Genomic DNA, 20,823 nt, shown 5'->3' on the forward strand with positions numbered 1-20,823 from the left:
ACGCTTCTTAGACCAATGGATGACCACTGATCCACCTCAGCCCTCGCCGGAACATTAGTGACCTATGTATACTGCGCCGGTGACCGCGGAGTCATCGCGAGGCACCACACTGCAATGAGTCTTTCAGGCCTAGAAAGGCTGAGCCGTTACCCCGGCTCGACCGCTTGACGCTCTACTGATGCATTCACATCACCGCGAAGAACCTCGACTTTCGGCTCATTGTTCACTGTGAACGAAAGCGCCTACCCTGCGCATCTCGAGAATCTGAGCACGCTCAGCAAAGAAGAGAGTTAATCCGAAATGCCCACCCGTTCGAAGATCATCTATACCTTCACCGACGAAGCTCCGGCCCTCGCCACCTATTCACTGCTGCCTATCATCGAAGCGTTCACCGCGCCGGCTGATATCGCTGTTGAGACGCGCGACATCTCTCTGGCAGGCCGAATCCTTGCCAGCTTCCCCGAGCAATTGGGTGCCAAGGCTGTAGCGGACCACCTCGCCGAATTGGGCGCCCTGGCCGTTACCCCTGAAGCCAATATCATCAAGCTGCCTAATATCAGCGCCTCAGTCCCGCAATTGCAGGCCGCGATCAAAGAACTGCAAGCGCAGGGCTTCGATATCCCGGATTACCCTGAGTCTGTAACCACTGACGCCGAGAAAGACGTTAAAGCGCGTTACAGCAAAGTCATGGGCAGCGCCGTAAACCCGGTACTGCGCGAAGGCAACTCCGACCGCCGCGCCCCGCTGTCGGTGAAAAACTACGCGCGCAAGCACCCGCACAAAATGGGTGCCTGGGCCGCAGACTCCAAGTCCCACGTGGCTCACATGAGCGAAGGCGACTTCTACGGCAGCGAAAAAGCAGCCCTGATTGAAGCCCCGGACAACGTCAAAATCGAATTGATCGCTCAAGACGGCACCACTACCGTCCTGAAAGAAAAAACGGCCGTACAGGCCGGCGAGATCATCGATTGCTCCGTGATGAGCAAAAAAGCCCTGCGCCAGTTCGTAGCGGCCGAAATCGAAGACGCCAAGAAACAAGGCGTACTGTTTTCGGTGCACTTGAAAGCCACCATGATGAAGGTCTCCGACCCGATCATGTTTGGTCAGATCGTGGCCGAGTTCTACAAAGACGCGCTGGAAAAACACGCTGACGTCCTGAAAGAAATCGGTTTCAACCTGAACAACGGCATCGGTGACCTGTACGCCCGCATCAAGGCCCTGCCTGCGGACAAGCAAGCCGAAATCGAAGCGGACATCCAGGCGGTCTACGCCAATCGTCCTGCGCTGGCCATGGTTAACTCCGACAAAGGCATCACCAACCTGCACGTGCCGAGCGACGTCATTGTCGACGCCTCGATGCCCGCCATGATCCGCGACTCCGGCAAGATGTGGGGCACCGACGGTCAGTTGCACGATGCCAAGGCCGTGATCCCGGACCGCTGCTACGCCACCATCTACCAGGCGGTTATCGAAGACTGCAAGCAACACGGCGCCTTCGATCCGACCACCATGGGCAGCGTGCCGAACGTCGGCCTGATGGCACAAAAAGCCGAAGAGTACGGCTCCCACGACAAGACCTTCCAAATCAAGACAGACGGCGTGGTTCGCGTGAGCGACAGCAACGGCAACGTGTTGATGGAACAAAAAGTCGAAGCTGGCGACATCTGGCGCATGTGCCAGGCCAAAGACGCGCCGATCCGTGACTGGGTCAAACTGGCCGTCAACCGTGCTCGCGCCAGCAACACCCCGGCTGTCTTCTGGCTCGACCCAAAACGCAGCCACGACGGCGTGATGATCGAGAAAGTTCAGGCTTACCTGAAGGATCACGACATCAGCGGCCTAGACATTCGCATCATGTCCCCGGTCGAAGCCATGAAATTCACGCTGGAGCGCACCCGCAAGGGTCTGGACACCATTTCGGTGACCGGTAACGTTCTGCGCGACTACCTGACTGACCTGTTCCCGATCATGGAACTGGGCACCAGCGCCAAAATGCTGTCGATCGTTCCGCTGATGAATGGCGGCGGCCTGTTTGAAACCGGCGCTGGCGGTTCGGCGCCCAAGCACGTGCAGCAACTGCTGGAAGAAAACTTCCTGCGCTGGGACTCGCTGGGTGAGTTCCTGGCGCTGGCAGCTTCCCTGGAGCACCTGGGCACGACTTACAACAACCCGAAAGCGTTGGTGTTGGCCAAAACCCTGGACCAGGCCACCGGCCAGTTCCTCGACAACAACAAATCGCCATCGCGCAAAGTCGGCAATATCGACAACCGCGGTAGCCACTTCTACTTGGCACTGTACTGGGCACAAGCCTTGGCAGCCCAGACTGAAGACAAAGACTTGCAAGCCCAATTTGCCCCTGTGGCAAAAGCCATGGCCGAGAACGAAGCAACCATCGTTGCCGAACTCAACGCTGTTCAGGGCAAGCCGGTAGACATCGGTGGTTATTACCACGCCGATGCCGACAAGCTCAGCAACGTAATGCGCCCTAGCGCCACGCTGAACGCGATCATCGCGTCGGTGTAAGAGCAACACCGCAACACCACAAACCCCGGCCCACGACGCCGGGGTTTGTGTTTTTGCCCCCCCCGTGTTGCGACACCTGCACATTTGGGGCTTGGCACAAACTTTCTGTAGCATCCAGAACCCCACCACCTTCAAGCCGAGCAGATTTCATGGAATGGAAACCCCACATCACGGTTGCCACAGTCGTCGAGGACCACGGCCGCTTTCTCATGATCGAAGAACTGAAGCACGAACGTGCCGTGCTTAATCAACCTGCCGGGCACCTGGACCCCAATGAAAGCCTCCTCGAAGCCGCGATTCGCGAAACCTTTGAAGAAACTGGCTATGACGTCGAATTGACCGGCGTGATCGGCATTTACCTGTACACCGCCCCCAGCAATGGTGTGACGTATCAGCGCGTGTGCTTTGCAGGCAAAGTGCTCAAGCATCACCCCGACTCGCCCCTCGATACCGGGATTATCGGCCCACTGTGGTTGACCCGAAACGAACTACTCGCACAGCGCCACCGCTGGCGCAGCGAACTGACCCTGCGCTGCATTGATGATTATCTGGCCGGCAAATTGTTCGACCTCTCGTTAATCCGCCCTTCGGTTTAGCCTTGAGCGCTCGGGCCTGCTAGAATCGCGTCCTTTTTCAAGACACTCATTGAACCCCTATGCGTGATCCAGCCTTAGTCGCCCCCGAAAAACAGCGCGTCATTGTCGGCATGTCCGGCGGTGTTGACTCTTCCGTTTCCGCCGTTCTGCTCATGGAGCAGGGCTATCAGGTGGAAGGCCTGTTCATGAAGAACTGGGAGGAAGACGACGGAACGGATTACTGCACCGCCATGGATGATCTGGCAGACGCCCAGGCCGTGTGCGACAAAATCGGCATCAAGCTGCACACTGCCAACTTTGCCGCCGAATACTGGGACAACGTGTTTGAACACTTCCTGGCCGAATACAAGGCCGGGCGCACGCCCAACCCGGACATCCTGTGCAACCGTGAAATCAAGTTCAAGGCGTTTCTCGACTACGCCCTGATGCTTGGCGCCGACCTGATTGCCACCGGCCACTACGTGCGCCGTCGCGACCTCGACGGCCGCACTGAGCTGCTTAAGGGCCTGGACCCGAACAAGGATCAAAGCTACTTCCTGCACGCCGTCGGCGGCGAGCAAATCGCCCGTACCCTGTTCCCGGTCGGCGAACTGGAAAAGCCCGAAGTGCGCAAAATTGCCGAGAAACACGGCCTGGCGACCGCCAAGAAGAAAGATTCCACCGGCATCTGCTTCATTGGTGAACGCCGCTTCAGCGACTTCCTCAAGCAATACCTGCCCGCACAGCCGGGCGAGATCAAAACCACCGAAGGCGAGGTCATCGGCCGTCATCACGGCCTGATGTATCACACCATTGGCCAGCGGCAGGGTCTGGGTATTGGCGGCCTCAAAGATACCAGCGACGAGCCGTGGTACGTGCTGCACAAAGACCTCGAAAACAACGAGTTGATTGTCGGTCAGGGTAACGATCACCCATGGCTGTTTTCGCGCGCCCTGCTGGTTTCGGAAATCTTTTGGGTCAACCCGATTGATCTCGGCAGCCCGCTGCGCCTGACCGCCAAAGTGCGCTATCGCCAGAGCGATCAGCCGTGCACGCTGGAAAAAACCGCAAGCGGCTACCGCGCGACCTTCGATGACCCGCAACGCGCCGTTACTCCTGGCCAGTCCGTGGTCTTCTACGAGGGTGACGTGTGCCTGGGCGGCGGCGTGATCGAAGTTGCTGAACCCTGGTCCAACAAGGGCGAACAGGCATGAATGCCACCCAGGAACAACTGATCGCGCTCGGCGGTGTTTTTCTGGCTGCCGTGCTGGTGGACAAGATCGCGCGTACCGGCCAGGTTGGTGAAGCTGACCTGGCCTGCATGCTTGGCACATTGCTGGTGCGCGACCCGAAAGACACGCTGGAAGTGTTTGGCGGCGACGACATCAACCTGCGCGAGGGTTACCGTGCGCTCATCGGCGCCCTTGAGCGCGATCCCAATACCTTGCAGCGCGAACCTTTGCGCTACGCACTGTCGATGCTCAATCTGGAGCGCCAACTGGCAAAGCGCGATGACATGCTTGAACTCATCGGCAAACGCTTGCCGCAGATCCAGTCACAGGTCGAGCACTTCGGTCCGGCCCATGAAAACGTAGTGGCTGCGTGCGGCGCACTGTATCAGGACACCCTGAGCACCCTGCGACAGCGGATTCAGGTTCACGGCGACATGCGCAACCTGCAACAACCCAACAACGCCGCCAAAATTCGCGCGCTGCTGCTGGCAGGGATTCGCTCGGCACGCTTGTGGCGGCAATTGGGCGGTCACCGCTGGCAGCTGGTATTCAGCCGTCGCAAACTGCTCAAAGAGCTATATCCAATGCTGCGCGGCTAAAAACCGCCAGAACGCACACTTTTGTAACGTCGCTTTCGCGTAAGACGCCGGTCACTTGGCAACGGACCGGCCGTTTTTTTTCATGTATGATACGCGCCCCATTTCGTTGCCCGACTGTCCGAGAACACCCCATGAAGCTCTCTTCGCTCACTGCGGTTTCCCCTGTTGACGGCCGCTACGCCGGCAAAACCCAGGCCCTGCGCCCTATTTTCAGCGAGTACGGTTTGATCCGTGCCCGCGTACTGGTTGAAGTTCGCTGGCTCCAGCGTTTGGCCGCTCACGCCGCCATCCCTGAAGTACCGGCCTTCTCCGCCGAAGCCAACGCCGTTCTGAATGAACTGGCCGAGAACTTCTCTCTGGAACACGCCGAACGCGTCAAAGAGATCGAACGCACCACCAACCACGACGTCAAAGCCATTGAGTACCTGCTCAAGGAACAGGCCGCCAAGTTGCCTGAACTGGCCAACGTCAGCGAATTCATCCACTTTGCCTGCACCAGCGAGGACATCAACAACCTGTCCCACGCCCTGATGCTGCGCGAAGGCCGCGATGACGTGATGCTGCCGCTGATGCGTCAAACTGCTGAAGCCATCCGCGAGTTGGCCATCCGCTTCGCCGACGTGCCGATGCTGTCGCGCACCCACGGCCAACCGGCGTCGCCTACCACTCTGGGTAAAGAGCTGGCCAACGTGGTTTACCGTCTGGAGCGCCAGATCGCTCAAGTGGCCGCGGTACCGCTACTGGGCAAAATCAACGGCGCCGTAGGCAACTACAACGCCCACCTGTCGGCCTACCCGCAGATTGACTGGGAAGCCAACGCCCGCGCCTTCATCGAAGACGAACTGGGCCTCGGCTTCAACCCGTACACCACGCAGATCGAACCGCACGACTACATTGCCGAGCTGTTCGACGCCATTGCGCGCTTCAACACCATCCTGATCGACTTCGACCGTGATATCTGGGGCTACATCTCCCTGGGTTATTTCAAACAGCGCACCATCGCTGGCGAAATCGGTTCGTCGACCATGCCGCACAAGGTCAACCCGATCGACTTCGAAAACTCCGAAGGCAACCTGGGTATCGCCAACGCACTGTTCCAGCACTTGGCCAGCAAGCTGCCAATCTCCCGCTGGCAGCGCGACCTGACCGACTCCACCGTGCTGCGCAACCTCGGCGTGGGTTTTGCCCACAGCGTGATCGCGTACGAAGCCAGCCTCAAAGGCATCAGTAAGCTGGAGCTCAATGCCCAGAAGATCGCTGCGGATCTGGATGCCTGCTGGGAAGTCCTGGCTGAGCCTATCCAGACCGTCATGCGTCGCTACAACATTGAAAACCCGTACGAGAAGCTTAAAGAGCTGACGCGCGGCAAGGGCATTAGCCCTGAAGCGCTGCAGACTTTCATTGATAGCCTTGAAATGCCGGAAGCGGCCAAGGCCGAGCTGAAGCTGCTGACCCCTGCCAATTACATCGGCAACGCGGTCGAACAGGCCAAGCGCATCTGATCGCTGTACGACCTACTAACGCCCGGCCGTGCCGGGCGTTTTTATTCCCGAATACAAAGCGCAACTTTTCAATAGGTTACACATGAATCCTGATCTTCCTCTTCAACTTCTGGGCGGCATCACTGCACGCGAATTCATGCGCGACTACTGGCAGAAAAAACCGCTGCTGATCCGACAGGCAATCCCTGACTTCGAAAGCCCGATCGATGCCGACGAACTGGCCGGTCTGGCGCTTGAAGAAGAGGTCGAATCGCGACTGGTCATCGAGCACGGCGAACGCCCGTGGGAGCTGCGCCGCGGGCCTTTTGCCGAAGATGAGTTCGGCAAATTGCCCGAGCGCGAATGGACCCTGCTGGTACAAGCGGTGGATCAATTCGTGCCGGAAGTGGGCGAGCTGCTGGAGAACTTTCGGTTCCTGCCAAGCTGGCGTATTGACGATGTGATGATCAGCTACGCCGCGCCCGGCGGCAGCGTAGGCCCGCACTTCGACAATTACGACGTGTTCCTGCTGCAAGGGGCCGGCAAGCGCCACTGGCAGATCGGTCAGATGTGCGACTCAGACAGCGCACTGCTGGAACACGCCGACCTGCGTATCCTGGCTGACTTCGAGGCCGCCGACGAGTGGACCCTGGAACCCGGCGACATGCTGTATCTGCCGCCACGCCTGGCCCACTGCGGAGTGGCAGTCGACGACTGCCTGACGTACTCGGTCGGTTTCCGCGCGCCGAGCGCAGCTGAAGTACTGACTCACTTCACCGACTTCCTGAGCCAGTACCTGCCCGATGAAGAGCGCTATACGGACGCCGACGCGCAACCGGTCAGCGACCCGCATCAGATCCAGCACGATGCGCTGGATCGCCTCAAAGGGCTGCTCGCTGAGCACATGAGCGATGAACGCATGCTTCTGACCTGGTTCGGCCAATTCATGACCGAGCCAAGATATCCGGAACTCGTGGTTGGCCCCGAACTCGAAGAGGAAGACTTGCTGGGCAGTCTCGACCAGGGCGCGGTATTGATTCGCAACCCGAGCGCCCGCTTAGCCTGGTCTGAAGTGGATGAAGACCTGTTGTTGTTTGCCAGCGGCCAGAGCCGCCTGCTACCGGGCAAACTGCGCGAGCTCTTGAAAATGATCTGTGCGGCTGATGCCTTGCACGCTGAAAACCTCGGCCCATGGCTGGCCGATGAAGATGGACGCAACCTGCTCTGTGAGCTGGTTAAACAAGGAAGCCTGGGGTTCGCTGATGAATAGAATTCACGTACGTGTCGCCGACTGGCAAAAGGATAACGCCGAACTTCGACGCATCCGTGAAGCGGTGTTTATTAATGAACAGCAGGTGCCGCCCGAGCTGGAGTGGGATTCGGACGATAGCAGCGCCGTGCACTTTCTGGCGTTTGAGGGTGATTACCCGATTGGCACGGCCAGGCTCCTGGCTGACGGCCATATAGGCCGGGTATCCGTGCTCAAGGACTGGCGCGGGCTGAAAGTTGGCGACGCGCTGATGCAAGCCACCCTCAAAGAAGCCGAAAAACGCGGCCTGAAAGAGCAGAAGCTAAGTGCGCAAGTGCACGCTACGCCTTTCTATGAACGACTCGGGTTCAAGATTGTGAGTGAAGAGTTTCTGGAGGCGGGCATTCCGCACGTGGACATGGTGCGCTGCGCTTGACACGAGCGATCCCTGTTGCTGGATAAGAAAACGCCCTGCCATCTTCGGATCGCAGGGCGTTTTGCCAAGTGTCATTCAACCTCGTCACATTTGCGCCGACAAACTGGCACACTGCCCTCATCCCTTTTCAAGCCTTGCGGAGATAACAGACATGGTCTTACGCCCCCTCATCGCCGGTCTGATGTTGCTGTTCAGCCTCAACGCCGTTGCCGACACCCAAGTCATCACCCTGAAAAACCGCACCAGCGCAGACTTACTGCCGGTTGCACAGCAGTTTATCGGCAAGGACGGCAACGTCAGCGTTTACGGCAATCAACTTATCGTCGAGGCGCCGTCAGAGAAAATCCAAAGCCTGGAAGCGCTGCTCAGACAACTCGACAAACCTGCACGCCGTTTACTCATCACCGTCGACACCAGCGATAACAACCTGCCGGACACCAACAGCAGCACACGGGTTTACAGCACCGCCAGCCGTGACGGCGGCGTTCAGCAAATTCAGGCCACTGAAGGTGTGCCCGCATTGATCCAGACAGGCCAAAGCATTCCCCAGACCAGCACCCAGACCGACGCATACGGGCGCCTCTCTGCACAAACCACTTACCGCACTGTGACCCGGGGTTTCTACATCACAGCCAGTGTTACAGGTGAAACGGTACACCTGGCGATCAGCACCAACCGCGACCGCATGAGCCAGGAACAACCGGATGTAGTGAACGTGCAAAGTACCGACACACAAGTCAGCGGCCCCCTTGGACAATGGATCACAGTGGCGGGCATCAGCGGCCAGAATCAAGCAGGGCAGCAGGGCCAAACCCTTACATACTCGACCCAAAACCGGGATGACATGACATTGCGGGTCAAAGTCGACGCGCTCGACCAAAAGGGCCAAAACTGACTGACGGGTCGTATTAGACCAAATATGTAGTGCAACCATAAAAGCACTACAAAACGTTTGACGGCTCAAAAAAGCGAAGGCATGATGGCCCCGCTCCCGCCGATCAGAGGCCCTGCAAAGCGCCCCCGACCGCAAGCGAGAAGCCATTCACGCACGTATACGAACAAAATGGTTGTGTGCCTGGTGGAGCAAAAATTTTTCAACCCAGACCTATGCGACGAGGTTTATCACCATGGCACTGACACGCGAACAGCAAATTGCAGCCCTCGAGAAAGACTGGGCCGAAAACCCACGCTGGAAAGGCGTGACTCGCGATTACTCCGCTGCTGACGTGGTCCGCCTGCGCGGCTCGGTTCAACCCGAGCACACCTTTGCAAAAATGGGCGCCGAAAAGCTGTGGAAACTGGTGACTCAGGGCGCACACCCGTCCTTCCGTCCTGAAAAAGATTTCGTCAACTGCATGGGCGCCCTGACCGGGGGCCAGGCAGTACAACAGGTTAAAGCCGGCATCCAGGCTATCTACCTCTCGGGCTGGCAAGTGGCGGCAGATAACAACTCTGCCGAATCCATGTACCCCGACCAGTCGCTGTACCCGGTGGACTCCGTTCCAACCGTGGTCAAGCGCATCAACAACTCGTTCCGTCGCGCCGACCAAATCCAGTGGAAATCCGGCAAAAACCCGGGTGATCAAGGTTACATCGACTACTTCGCACCCATCGTGGCAGACGCTGAAGCTGGCTTCGGCGGCGTACTGAACGCTTACGAGCTGATGAAGAACATGATCGAAGCGGGCGCTGCGGGCGTTCACTTCGAAGATCAACTGGCCTCGGTTAAAAAATGCGGCCACATGGGCGGCAAGGTATTGGTTCCAACCCAGGAAGCGGTACAGAAGCTGACGGCTGCGCGACTGGCTGCCGACGTGGCGGGCGTGCCAACCATCATTCTGGCCCGTACGGATGCTAACGCTGCCGACTTGCTGACCTCTGACTGCGACCCGTACGACAAGCCTTTTGTGTCCGGCGAACGCACCAAGGAAGGCTTCTACAAAGTGCGCGCTGGCCTGGATCAAGCCATTGCCCGTGGCCTGGCCTACGCACCGTATGCCGATCTGATCTGGTGTGAAACCGCCAAGCCGGACCTGGACGAAGCGCGTCGCTTTGCTGAAGCCATCAAGAAGGAATACCCGGACCAGATTCTGTCCTACAACTGCTCGCCTTCCTTCAACTGGAAGAAAAACCTGGACGACGCGACCATCGCCAAATTCCAGCGCGAGCTGTCGGCAATGGGCTACAAGCACCAGTTCATCACCCTGGCCGGCATCCACAACATGTGGCACAGCATGTTCAACCTGGCGCATGACTACGCCCGTAACGACATGACCGCCTACGTGAAGCTGCAAGAACAGGAATTTGCTGATGCTGCCAAAGGCTACACCTTTGTTGCGCACCAGCAAGAAGTGGGCACTGGCTACTTCGATGACATGACCACCGTGATTCAGGGTGGCTCGTCCTCGGTCACCGCCCTGACCGGCTCGACTGAAGAAGAACAGTTCCACTGATTGCCCGGCAACCAGTGAAACGACGGCCATTGCCTCGCCTGTAAAGAACAATCGCAATGCCTTGAACATAGCGCCCCGACCGGTTCGGGGCGTTTTTTTATTTGGATTTTGTGAAAATGTGCCCGCACGCCGACCAAAACCTGACCCAGATCCATACATCGAAAACAAAATCAGGTTAAAAAACCAAGTTCGAAACTTGCAACGGCTACATATATAAGCCAACTTGCGCAGGCAGGCTAAGCTGTAAAACAACACACTCGCACCCAAACGATATTCATTATCATTTGTAAGCGTTCCGGTGCTTAGCCGTGCAAACAAAACATCATTGCTGAAATAAGCTGTAAGGCCCGCATCACGTGGCCTACGTAGACTTTGGAGGAAGCTATACCACTAAAGGACTGAATTAATTCATCTTAGAAAATTTACTTGCTGGGTGTTTAGCCATAAAATCCCGCCCATCAATTGCGCTGCGACATATCGTCACTGCTTTATTACCTTTTTGAGCTCAGAGACATTGGCTCTCTGTTAAGGATTACCAGCATGCCCGAAGCGACAGGACTCATAGCCCACAACTGGGGCTTTGCCATTTTCCTTCTCGGCGTTGTCGGCCTTTGTGCCTTCATGCTTGGCGTCTCCAGCCTCCTCGGGTCAAAAGCCTGGGGCCGCAGCAAAAATGAACCGTTCGAGTCCGGCATGCTACCCACCGGTGGCGCCCGCTTGCGGCTCTCCGCAAAATTCTATCTGGTCGCGATGCTGTTCGTGATCTTCGATATCGAAGCCCTCTTTCTCTTTGCCTGGTCTGTGTCTGTTCGCGAAAGCGGCTGGACCGGATTCGTCGAAGCTCTCGTTTTCATAGCAATTCTGTTGGCAGGCCTTGTCTACCTATTTCGGGTGGGTGCTCTTGATTGGGCACCGGAAGCTCGTCGTAAGCGGCAGGCCAAGCTGAAACAATGAGGCTTTGGCGATGCAATACGAACTCACCAGGATCGACCCGGATGCTCCTAACGAGCAATACCCGATCGGCAAACGGGAAACCGTTGCCGATCCGTTAGAAGATCAAGTCCACAAAAACATTTTCATGGGCAAGCTTGAAGACGTGCTGAACGGCACGGTCAACTGGGGGCGTAAAAACTCCCTGTGGCCGTACAACTTCGGTCTGTCGTGCTGCTACGTGGAAATGACCACCGCCTTCACGGCGCCCCACGACATCGCGCGCTTTGGCGCCGAAGTTATCCGGGCCTCGCCGCGCCAGGCGGATTTCATGGTTATTGCCGGTACCTGCTTCATCAAGATGGCGCCGATCATTCAGCGTCTCTACGAGCAAATGCTTGAACCTAAATGGGTCATCTCCATGGGTTCGTGCGCCAACTCCGGTGGCATGTACGACATCTACTCCGTGGTTCAAGGGGTGGACAAGTTTTTGCCCGTGGACGTTTACGTACCCGGCTGCCCACCCCGCCCTGAGGCTTTCCTGCAAGGCTTGATGCTCTTGCAAGAGTCGATTGGCCAGGAGCGTCGCCCACTTTCCTGGGTCGTTGGCGAACAAGGCGTGTACCGCGCCGAGATGCCATCGCAAAAGGAACAGCGCCGCGAACAGCGTATTCAGGTGACCAACCTGCGCAGCCCCGACGAAGTCTGATCCAGCCCCGCGTCTTTTTTATAGAACGAGACACTGGCTTCATTCTTTACGTTGAACGAAAGCGATAAAAAACCATGACTACAGGCTCCGCTCTGTACATCCCGCCTTATAAGGCTGACGACCACGATGTGGTTGTCGAACTGAATAACCGTTTTGGCCCTGATGCATTCACTGCCCAGGCCACGCGCACCGGCATGCCGGTGCTTTGGGTTGCCCGCGCCAAACTGGTCGACGTGCTGACCTTCCTGCGCAACCTGCCAAAACCCTACGTCATGCTCTATGACCTGCACGGTGTCGACGAACGTCTGCGCACCAAGCGTCAGGGCCTGCCATCGGGTGCCGACTTCACTGTGTTCTATCATCTGATGTCGCTTGAGCGTAACAGCGACGTCATGATTAAGGTCGCCCTGTCCGAAGGCGATCTGAGCCTGCCGACCGTGACTGGGATCTGGCCGAACGCCAACTGGTACGAGCGGGAAGTGTGGGACATGTTCGGCATCGACTTTGCCGGGCACCCGCACCTGTCGCGCATCATGATGCCCCCGACCTGGGAAGGTCACCCGCTGCGCAAGGACTTTCCTGCACGCGCCACGGAATTCGACCCGTACAGCCTGAGCCTGGCCAAAGTCCAGCTGGAAGAAGAAGCCGCACGCTTCAAGCCTGAAGACTGGGGCATGAAGCGTTCCGGCGAAAACGAGGACTACATGTTCCTCAACCTGGGGCCGAACCACCCTTCGGCTCACGGTGCCTTCCGCATCATCCTGCAACTGGACGGCGAAGAAATCGTCGACTGCGTGCCTGACATTGGCTACCACCACCGTGGCGCCGAAAAAATGGCCGAGCGCCAGTCGTGGCACAGTTTCATCCCGTACACCGACCGTATCGATTACCTCGGCGGCGTGATGAACAACCTGCCGTACGTGCTCTCGGTTGAAAAACTGGCCGGGATCAAGGTACCGGACCGCGTCGACACCATCCGCATCATGATGGCCGAGTTCTTCCGTATCACCAGCCACCTACTGTTCCTGGGGACCTATATCCAGGACGTGGGCGCCATGACGCCGGTGTTCTTCACCTTCACTGACCGTCAACGCGCCTACAAAGTGATTGAGGCGATTACCGGTTTCCGTCTGCACCCGGCCTGGTACCGCATCGGCGGCGTTGCTCACGACCTGCCTCGCGGCTGGGAAAAACTGGTTCAGGAATTCGTCGAGTGGATGCCAAAGCGTCTGGACGAATATCAAAAAGCCGCTCTGGACAACAGCATCCTGCGAGGCCGTACCATCGGCGTTGCACAGTACAACACCAAAGAAGCCCTCGAATGGGGCGTTACAGGTGCTGGCCTGCGTTCTACCGGGTGCGACTTCGACCTGCGTAAGGCGCGTCCCTACTCGGGCTACGAGAACTTCGAGTTCGAAGTGCCGTTGGCGGCCAATGGCGATGCCTACGACCGTTGCATCGTGCGTGTCGAAGAGATGCGCCAGAGCCTGAAAATCATCGAGCAGTGCATGCGCAACATGCCGGCCGGCCCGTACAAGGCGGATCACCCGCTGACCACGCCGCCGCCCAAAGAGCGCACCTTGCAGCACATCGAGACCTTGATTACGCACTTCCTGCAAGTTTCGTGGGGCCCGGTCATGCCGGCCAACGAATCCTTCCAGATGATTGAAGCGACCAAGGGCATCAACAGTTATTACCTGACGAGCGATGGCGGCACCATGAGCTACCGCACCCGGATTCGCACCCCAAGCTTTGCCCATTTGCAGCAGATCCCTTCGGTGATCAAAGGCGAAATGGTCGCGGACTTGATTGCGTACCTGGGTAGTATCGATTTCGTTATGGCCGACGTGGACCGCTAAGCATGAACAGCACGCTTATCCAGACAGACCGTTTCGCCCTTAGCGAAACCGAGCGCTCGGCCATCGAGCACGAGATGCATCACTACGAAGATCCGCGCGCAGCGTCGATCGAGGCGCTTAAGATCGTTCAGAAAGAACGTGGCTGGGTGCCGGACGGCGCGATTTATGCCATTGGCGAACTGCTGGGCATCCCCGCCAGTGACGTCGAAGGCGTGGCCACGTTCTACAGCCAGATCTTCCGCCAGCCGGTCGGTCGACACATCATTCGCGTATGCGACAGCATGGTCTGCTACATCGGTGGTCACGAGTCCGTGGTCAGCGAGATCCAGACCAAGCTGGGCATCGGCCTGGGCCAGACCACAGCAGACGGTCGCTTCACGCTGCTGCCGGTGTGCTGCCTGGGCAACTGCGACAAAGCGCCTGCGTTGATGATCGACGACGACACTTTCGGTGATGTCCAGCCATCGGGCGTTGCAACGTTGTTGGAGGGCTACCCATGACCCTGACTTCTTTCGGGCCTGCCAACCGCATTGCGCGCACGGCAGAAACCCATCCCCTGACCTGGCGCCTGCGTGACGACGGCGAGCCGGTGTGGCTTGACGAATATCAAGCCAAAAACGGCTATGCGGCGGCTCGCAAAGCCTTCGCTGACATGGCTCAGGACGACATCGTCCAGACCGTGAAAGACGCTGGCCTCAAAGGTCGCGGCGGTGCTGGTTTCCCCACCGGCGTGAAGTGGGGGCTAATGCCCAAAGACGAATCCATGAACATCCGTTACCTGCTGTGTAACGCCGATGAGATGGAGCCCAACACCTGGAAAGACCGCATGCTGATGGAGCAACTGCCCCATCTGCTGATTGAAGGCATGCTGATCAGTGCCCGTGCACTGAAAACCTACCGTGGCTACATCTTCCTGCGTGGCGAATACACCACAGCGGCCGTGCACCTGCGCCGTGCCGTCGAAGAAGCCAAGGCCGCGGGCCTGCTGGGCAAAAACATTCTGGGCTCGGGATTTGATTTCGAACTGTTCGTGCACACCGGTGCCGGGCGTTATATCTGCGGTGAAGAAACCGCACTGATCAACTCCCTTGAAGGCCGACGTGCCAACCCGCGTTCCAAACCGCCCTTCCCGGCGGCTGTGGGCGTTTGGGGCAAGCCGACATGCGTCAACAACGTAGAGACCTTGTGCAACGTACCGGCCATCATCGGCAACGGCGTTGACTGGTACAAATCCCTGGCCCGCGAGGGCAGCGAAGACCACGGCACCAAGCTGATGGGCTTCTCCGGCAAGGTCAAGAACCCCGGCCTGTGGGAACTGCCATTTGGCGTGACTGCGCGCGAGCTGTTCGAAGATTACGCGGGCGGCATGCGAGACGGCTTCAAGCTCAAGTGCTGGCAGCCGGGCGGCGCCGGTACAGGCTTCCTGCTGCCTGAACATCTGGACGCACAAATGTACGCCGGCGGGATCGCCAAGGTGGGTACCCGCATGGGTACGGGCCTGGCCATGGCCGTGGACGACAGCGTCAACATGGTCTCGCTGCTGCGCAACATGGAGCAGTTCTTTGCCCGCGAGTCGTGCGGTTTCTGCACGCCTTGCCGCGATGGCCTGCCATGGAGCGTCAAGCTGCTGATGGCCATCGAGAAAGGTGAAGGCCAGCCGGGCGACATCGAGACCCTGCTGGGTCTGGTGGGTTTCCTGGGCCCGGGCAAGACGTTCTGTGCCCACGCACCGGGCGCCGTGGAGCCACTGGGCAGCGCAATCAAGTACTTCCGTCCAGAATTCGAAGCCGGCATTGCGCAAGCAAAACCCGGTGTTCCACCTCTGGCACGCCCGATTGTAATCGGCGCGTAACGTTCTGAATGAGGGTGGTCCGTGCCGCCCTCTGATCGTTCGATAACGCCGTAAGGCTGGGTAGCTTCGAACGAATAACAAGATTCCATTAGCCACGCCCGCTGACACCGGGCCAACGAAGACCTTTGAACCATGGCCACTATCCACGTAGACGGCAAAGAGCTCGAAGTCGATGGGGCAGACAACCTGTTACAGGCCTGTCTGTCGCTGGGACTCGATATTCCGTATTTCTGCTGGCACCCTGCCCTGGGCAGTGTTGGCGCCTGCCGCCAGTGCGCAGTCAAGCAATACACCGACGAGAACGACACCCGTGGTCGTATCGTGATGTCCTGCATGACCCCGGCCACTGACGGAAGCTGGATTTCCATCGACGACGAAGAAGCGAAAGTGTTTCGTGCCAGCGTTGTCGAATGGCTGATGACCAACCACCCGCACGACTGCCCTGTGTGCGAAGAGGGCGGTCACTGCCACCTGCAAGACATGACCGTGATGACCGGTCACAACGAGCGCCGTTATCGTTTCACCAAACGCACCCACCAGAACCAGGAACTTGGCCCGTTCATCGCTCACGAGATGAACCGCTGCATCGCCTGTTATCGCTGCGTGCGTTTCTATAAAGACTACGCTGGCGGTACTGACCTCGGCGTATTCGGCGCTCACGACAACGTGTACTTCGGTCGCGTTGAAGACGGCGTTCTCGAAAGCGAGTTCTCGGGCAACCTCACCGAAGTCTGCCCGACCGGTGTGTTCACCGACAAAACCCACTCCGAGCGCTACAACCGCAAGTGGGACATGCAATTCGCGCCAAGCATCTGCCACGGTTGCTCCAGCGGCTGCAACATCAGCCCGGGCGAGCGTTATGGCGAATTGCGCCGCATCGAAAACCGCTTCAACGGTTCTGTCAACCAGTACTTCCTGTGTGACCGTGGTCGCTTCGGTTACGGCTACGTCAACCGTACCGATCGCCCGCGTCAGCCGCTGCTGGCCGACGGCAACAAGCTGAGCGTCGACGCTGCACTGGACAAGGCAGCCGAACTGCTGCGCGGTCGCAATATTGTGGGTATCGGTTCGCCTCGCGCCAGCCTCGAAAGCAATTTCGCACTGCGCGAGCTGGTAGGCGCCGAGCATTTCTACTCGGGTATCGAAGCCGGTGAGCTGGAGCGTATCCGTCTGGTGTTGCAAGTCCTCAAGGACAGCCCGCTGCCGGTGCCGAACCTGCGCGATATCGAAGACCACGACGCGATTTTCGTCTTGGGCGAAGACTTGACCCAGACCGCCGCGCGTATGGCTCTGTCGTTGCGTCAGTCGGTCAAGGGCAAAGCCGAAGACATGGCCGACGCCATGCGCGTTCAGCCGTGGCTTGACGCGGCGGTGAAAAACATCGGTCAGCACGCGCTGAACCCGCTGTTCATTGCCAGCCTTGCAGAAACCAAGCTGGACGACGTGGCTGAAGAATGCGTTCACGCCGCGCCGGACGATCTGGCCCGCATCGGTTTCGCCGTGGCTCATGCCCTCGATGCCAGCGCGCCTGCCGTTACCGGACTGGACACTGAAGCTCAGGCACTGGCGCAACGCATTGCCGACGCCTTGCTCGCCGCCAAACGTCCTCTGATCATTGCCGGTACTTCACTGGGCTCCAAAGCCTTGATCGAAGCGGCGGGCAACATTGCCAAAGCCCTGCACCTGCGCGAAAAAGCCGGTTCCATCAGCCTTGTCGTGCCTGAAGCCAACAGCCTTGGCCTGGCCATGCTCGGCGGTGAATCGGTAGACGCCGCGCTGCAAGCGGTGATTGACGGCCAGGCCGACGCCATCGTGGTACTGGAAAACGACCTCTTCACCCGCGTAGATGCCGTGAAAGTGAACGCTGCGCTGGACGCAGCCAAAGTCGTGATCGTTGCCGACCATCAGAAAACCGCCACCACCGACCGTGCCGACCTGGTACTGCCAGCGGCCAGTTTCGCTGAAGGCGACGGCACACTGGTCAGCCAGGAAGGCCGCGCCCAGCGCTTCTTCCAGGTGTTTGACCCACGTTATCTGGACGCCAGCAACCTGATCCACGAAGGCTGGCGCTGGTTGCACGCCCTGCGCAGCACCCTGCTGAACAAACCGGTCGACTGGACGCTGCTGGACCATGTGACTCAGGCTACAGCCGCCTGCACGCCTGAACTGGCCGGCATCGTTGAAGCGGCGCCTTCGGCGGCCTTCCGCATCAAAGGCCTGAAACTGGCCCGCGAACCGCTGCGCTACAGCGGCCGCACGGCCATGCGCGCCAACATCAGTGTGCACGAGCCGCGTACCCCGCAAGACCCGGACACTGCGTTCGCCTTCTCCATGGAAGGCTACTCGGGCTCCGTTGAGCCACGTCAGCAAGTGCCTTTTGCCTGGTCGCCGGGTTGGAACTCGCCACAAGCGTGGAACAAGTTCCAGGACGAAGTCGGCGGTCACATCCGTGCGGGCGATCCAGGCATTCGACTGATCGAAAGCAAGGGCGATTCGCTAAGCTGGTTCGCCAACATTCCGGGCGCATTCAACCCGGCGCGTGGCACTTGGCAAGTGGTGCCGTTCTATCACCTGCTGGGCAGCGAAGAAAACTCTTCGAAAGCCGCGCCGGTACAAGAACGCATTCCTGCCGCCTATATCGCGCTGGCCAAGTCCGAAGCCGATCGCCTGGGCGTTAATGACGGTGCACTGCTCAGCCTGAACGTAGCCGGTGTGAGCCTGCGTTTGCCGCTGCGTATCAATGAAGAGCTGGGTGCTGGCCTGGTGGCATTGCCTGCCGGTCTGGCCGGTATCCCGCCAGCGATCTTTGGCCTTACCGTTGACGGTTTGCAGGAGGCAGCCCAATGACCTGGTTCACGCCTGAAGTGATCGACGTGATTCTCTCGGTGGTCAAAGCCGTGGTAATCCTGCTCGCCGTGGTGGTATGCGGTGCGCTGTTGAGCTGGGTCGAGCGCCGCTTGCTCGCCCTGTGGCAAGACCGTTACGGTCCGAACCGCGTCGGCCCGTTCGGCGCGTTTCAGATCGCCGCTGACATGATCAAAATGTTCTTCAAGGAAGACTGGACACCGCCGTTTGCCGACAAGGTGATTTTCACTTTGGCACCGGTTGTGGCCATGAGCGCCTTGCTGATCGCCTTCGCGATTATCCCCATCACCCCGACCTGGGGTGTGGCGGACCTGAACATCGGGATCCTGTTCTTCTTCGCCATGGCCGGCCTGTCGGTGTACGCGGTGTTGTTCGCAGGCTGGTCGAGCAACAACAAGTTCGCCCTGCTCGGCAGCCTGCGAGCCTCGGCTCAGACTGTTTCGTACGAAGTGTTCATGGGCCTGTCGCTGATGGGTATCGTTGTGCAGGTTGGCTCGTTCAACATGCGCGATATCGTTGAATATCAAGCGCAGAACCTGTGGTTCATCATTCCGCAGATCTTCGGTTTCCTGACCTTCTTCATTGCCGGCGTCGCCGTGACTCACCGTCACCCGTTCGACCAGCCGGAAGCGGAGCAGGAACTGGCCGATGGTTACCACATTGAATATGCCGGTATGAAATGGGGCATGTTCTTCGTCGGTGAATACATCGGGATCGTGTTGATCTCGGCGTTGCTGGTGACTCTGTTCTTCGGTGGCTGGCACGGGCCTTTCGGCATCCTGCCGCAGATTCCGTTTATCTGGTTCGCCCTGAAGACCGCGTTTTTCATCATGATCTTCATCCTGCTGCGCGCTTCTATTCCGCGCCCTCGGTATGACCAAGTGATGGATTTCAGCTGGAAGTTCTGCCTGCCGCTGACCCTGATCAATTTGCTGGTAACCGCCGCAGTCGTGTTGTTGAACACGCCCGCCGGCGCGGTTCAGTGAGGATAGAGACCCATGTTCAAGTACTTGTTTGACATCGTGCATGGCACCTACACCCAGCTTCGCAGCCTGGTGATGGTGTTTGGCCATGCCTTCCGCAAGCGTGACACGCTGCAATACCCGGAAGAACCGGTCTACCTGCCACCGCGTTACCGTGGCCGGATTGTCCTGACCCGCGACCCGGACGGCGAAGAGCGTTGTGTTGCCTGTAACCTGTGCGCCGTGGCGTGTCCGGTAGGCTGCATATCGCTGCAAAAAGCCGAAACCGAAGATGGTCGCTGGTACCCGGAGTTTTTCCGCATCAACTTCTCACGCTGCATTTTCTGCGGCTTGTGTGAGGAAGCCTGCCCGACCACCGCCATCCAGCTCACGCCGGATTTCGAAATGGCCGAGTTCAAACGTCAGGATCTGGTGTACGAGAAAGAAGATCTGCTGATCTCCGGTCCCGGCAAGAACCCTGACTACAACTTCTATCGTGTTGCGGGTATGGCCGTTGAAGGCAAGCCGAAAGGCGCTGCTCAGAACGAAGCCGAGCCGATCAACGTGAAGAGCTTGCTGCCTTAAGGAAGAACGATGGAATTCGCTTTCTATTTCGCATCGGGTGTTGCTGTCGTGTCCACGCTGCGCGTGATCACCAACACCAACCCTGTGCACGCCCTGCTCTACCTGATTATTTCGCTGATTGCCGTGGCGATGACCTTCTTCAGCCTCGGCGCGCCCTTTGCCGGCGTCCTCGAAGTGATCGCTTACGCCGGCGCCATCATGGTGCTGTTCGTGTTTGTGGTGATGATGCTTAACCAGGGCCCGGCCTCGGTGACGCAGGAGCGTCACTGGCTCAAACCCGGTATATGGATCGGACCGAGCATTCTGTCCGCCATCCTGCTGGCCGAACTGCTGTACGTGCTGTTCGCACAGCAGAGCGGCGCTGCCATCGGTCAAACCACCATTGATGCAAAAGCCGTCGGCGTGAGCCTGTTCGGCCCGTATCTGCTGGTGGTCGAACTCGCCTCCATGCTGTTGCTTGCAGCAGCGGTGACGGCGTTCCACGTGGGCCGCAACGAGGCGAAGGAGCAATAA

General features: G+C 58.5%; 18 protein-coding genes. All 18 read left to right on the forward strand.

The features are described from left to right. The first annotated feature begins 300 nt into the window (after positions 1-300). Positions 301-2,523: an NADP-dependent isocitrate dehydrogenase gene (locus CJF39_RS06180; protein ID WP_094992612.1), complete on the forward strand. Its 2,223-nt coding sequence runs from the start codon at positions 301-303 to the stop codon at positions 2,521-2,523. Between the two features lie 149 nt (positions 2,524-2,672). Next, positions 2,673-3,119, forward strand: coding sequence for an NUDIX hydrolase (locus tag CJF39_RS06185; RefSeq protein ID WP_094992613.1), 447 nt, complete (start codon positions 2,673-2,675; stop codon positions 3,117-3,119). Positions 3,120-3,178: 59 nt separating this feature from the next. Next, the gene (mnmA, locus tag CJF39_RS06190; protein WP_094992614.1) at positions 3,179-4,312 is read left to right on the forward strand and encodes a tRNA 2-thiouridine(34) synthase MnmA; all 1,134 of its coding nucleotides are present in this window, start codon (positions 3,179-3,181) and stop codon (positions 4,310-4,312) included. After that, positions 4,309-4,929, forward strand: coding sequence for a high frequency lysogenization protein HflD (gene hflD, locus CJF39_RS06195; RefSeq protein WP_070411976.1), 621 nt, complete (start codon positions 4,309-4,311; stop codon positions 4,927-4,929). Before mnmA ends, hflD begins: the two co-directional genes overlap by 4 nt. Before the next feature lie 131 nt (positions 4,930-5,060). Then, on the forward strand, positions 5,061-6,431 hold the full coding sequence (gene purB, locus CJF39_RS06200) for an adenylosuccinate lyase (RefSeq protein ID WP_070411975.1): 1,371 nt from the start codon (positions 5,061-5,063) through the stop codon (positions 6,429-6,431). Between the two features lie 82 nt (positions 6,432-6,513). Continuing rightward, a complete protein-coding gene (locus CJF39_RS06205; RefSeq protein ID WP_094992615.1) occupies positions 6,514-7,680 on the forward strand; it encodes a cupin domain-containing protein in 1,167 nt (388 codons plus the stop codon). Beyond that, entirely contained in the window at positions 7,673-8,095 is a 423-nt protein-coding gene (locus CJF39_RS06210; RefSeq protein WP_094992616.1) for a GNAT family N-acetyltransferase, read from the forward strand. Before CJF39_RS06205 ends, CJF39_RS06210 begins: the two co-directional genes overlap by 8 nt. Positions 8,096-8,246: 151 nt before the next feature. Then, a complete protein-coding gene (locus tag CJF39_RS06215) occupies positions 8,247-8,990 on the forward strand; it encodes a secretin N-terminal domain-containing protein (RefSeq protein WP_094992617.1) in 744 nt (247 codons plus the stop codon). A 232-nt stretch (positions 8,991-9,222) separates the two neighbouring features. After that, positions 9,223-10,548: an isocitrate lyase gene (aceA, locus tag CJF39_RS06220; protein ID WP_047274311.1), complete on the forward strand. Its 1,326-nt coding sequence runs from the start codon at positions 9,223-9,225 to the stop codon at positions 10,546-10,548. A gap of 540 nt (positions 10,549-11,088) precedes the next feature. Next, on the forward strand, positions 11,089-11,502 hold the full coding sequence (locus tag CJF39_RS06225; RefSeq protein ID WP_003446990.1) for an NADH-quinone oxidoreductase subunit A: 414 nt from the start codon (positions 11,089-11,091) through the stop codon (positions 11,500-11,502). Between the two features lie 10 nt (positions 11,503-11,512). Continuing rightward, a complete protein-coding gene (locus CJF39_RS06230) occupies positions 11,513-12,187 on the forward strand; it encodes a NuoB/complex I 20 kDa subunit family protein (protein ID WP_094992618.1) in 675 nt (224 codons plus the stop codon). 74 nt (positions 12,188-12,261) lie between these two features. Beyond that, positions 12,262-14,046 (forward strand): NADH-quinone oxidoreductase subunit C/D, encoded by a 1,785-nt coding sequence (nuoC, locus tag CJF39_RS06235; RefSeq protein ID WP_094992619.1) that lies wholly within the window; start codon positions 12,262-12,264, stop codon positions 14,044-14,046. Positions 14,047-14,048: 2 nt separating this feature from the next. Then, positions 14,049-14,546 carry an NADH-quinone oxidoreductase subunit NuoE gene (nuoE, locus tag CJF39_RS06240; protein WP_047274305.1) on the forward strand — a complete coding sequence of 166 codons (498 nt, stop codon included), beginning with the start codon at positions 14,049-14,051 and terminating at the stop codon, positions 14,544-14,546. Next, entirely contained in the window at positions 14,543-15,898 is a 1,356-nt protein-coding gene (gene nuoF / locus CJF39_RS06245; RefSeq protein ID WP_094992620.1) for an NADH-quinone oxidoreductase subunit NuoF, read from the forward strand. The genes nuoE and nuoF overlap by 4 nt, the downstream gene beginning before the upstream one ends. Before the next feature lie 132 nt (positions 15,899-16,030). Continuing rightward, complete coding sequence (gene nuoG, locus CJF39_RS06250) at positions 16,031-18,745, forward strand: NADH-quinone oxidoreductase subunit NuoG (protein WP_094992621.1); 2,715 nt, start codon at positions 16,031-16,033, stop codon at positions 18,743-18,745. Next, positions 18,742-19,749, forward strand: a complete 1,008-nt coding sequence (nuoH, locus tag CJF39_RS06255; protein WP_047274301.1) for an NADH-quinone oxidoreductase subunit NuoH — start codon at positions 18,742-18,744, stop codon at positions 19,747-19,749. The genes nuoG and nuoH overlap by 4 nt, the downstream gene beginning before the upstream one ends. 12 nt (positions 19,750-19,761) lie before the next feature. Continuing rightward, on the forward strand, positions 19,762-20,310 hold the full coding sequence (nuoI, locus tag CJF39_RS06260) for an NADH-quinone oxidoreductase subunit NuoI (protein WP_016780194.1): 549 nt from the start codon (positions 19,762-19,764) through the stop codon (positions 20,308-20,310). Between the two features lie 9 nt (positions 20,311-20,319). Continuing rightward, on the forward strand, positions 20,320-20,823 hold the full coding sequence (gene nuoJ / locus CJF39_RS06265) for an NADH-quinone oxidoreductase subunit J (protein WP_094992622.1): 504 nt from the start codon (positions 20,320-20,322) through the stop codon (positions 20,821-20,823).

It is taken from the genome of Pseudomonas lundensis (assembly GCF_002269125.1).
Lineage (GTDB): Bacteria > Pseudomonadota > Gammaproteobacteria > Pseudomonadales > Pseudomonadaceae > Aquipseudomonas > Aquipseudomonas lundensis_A.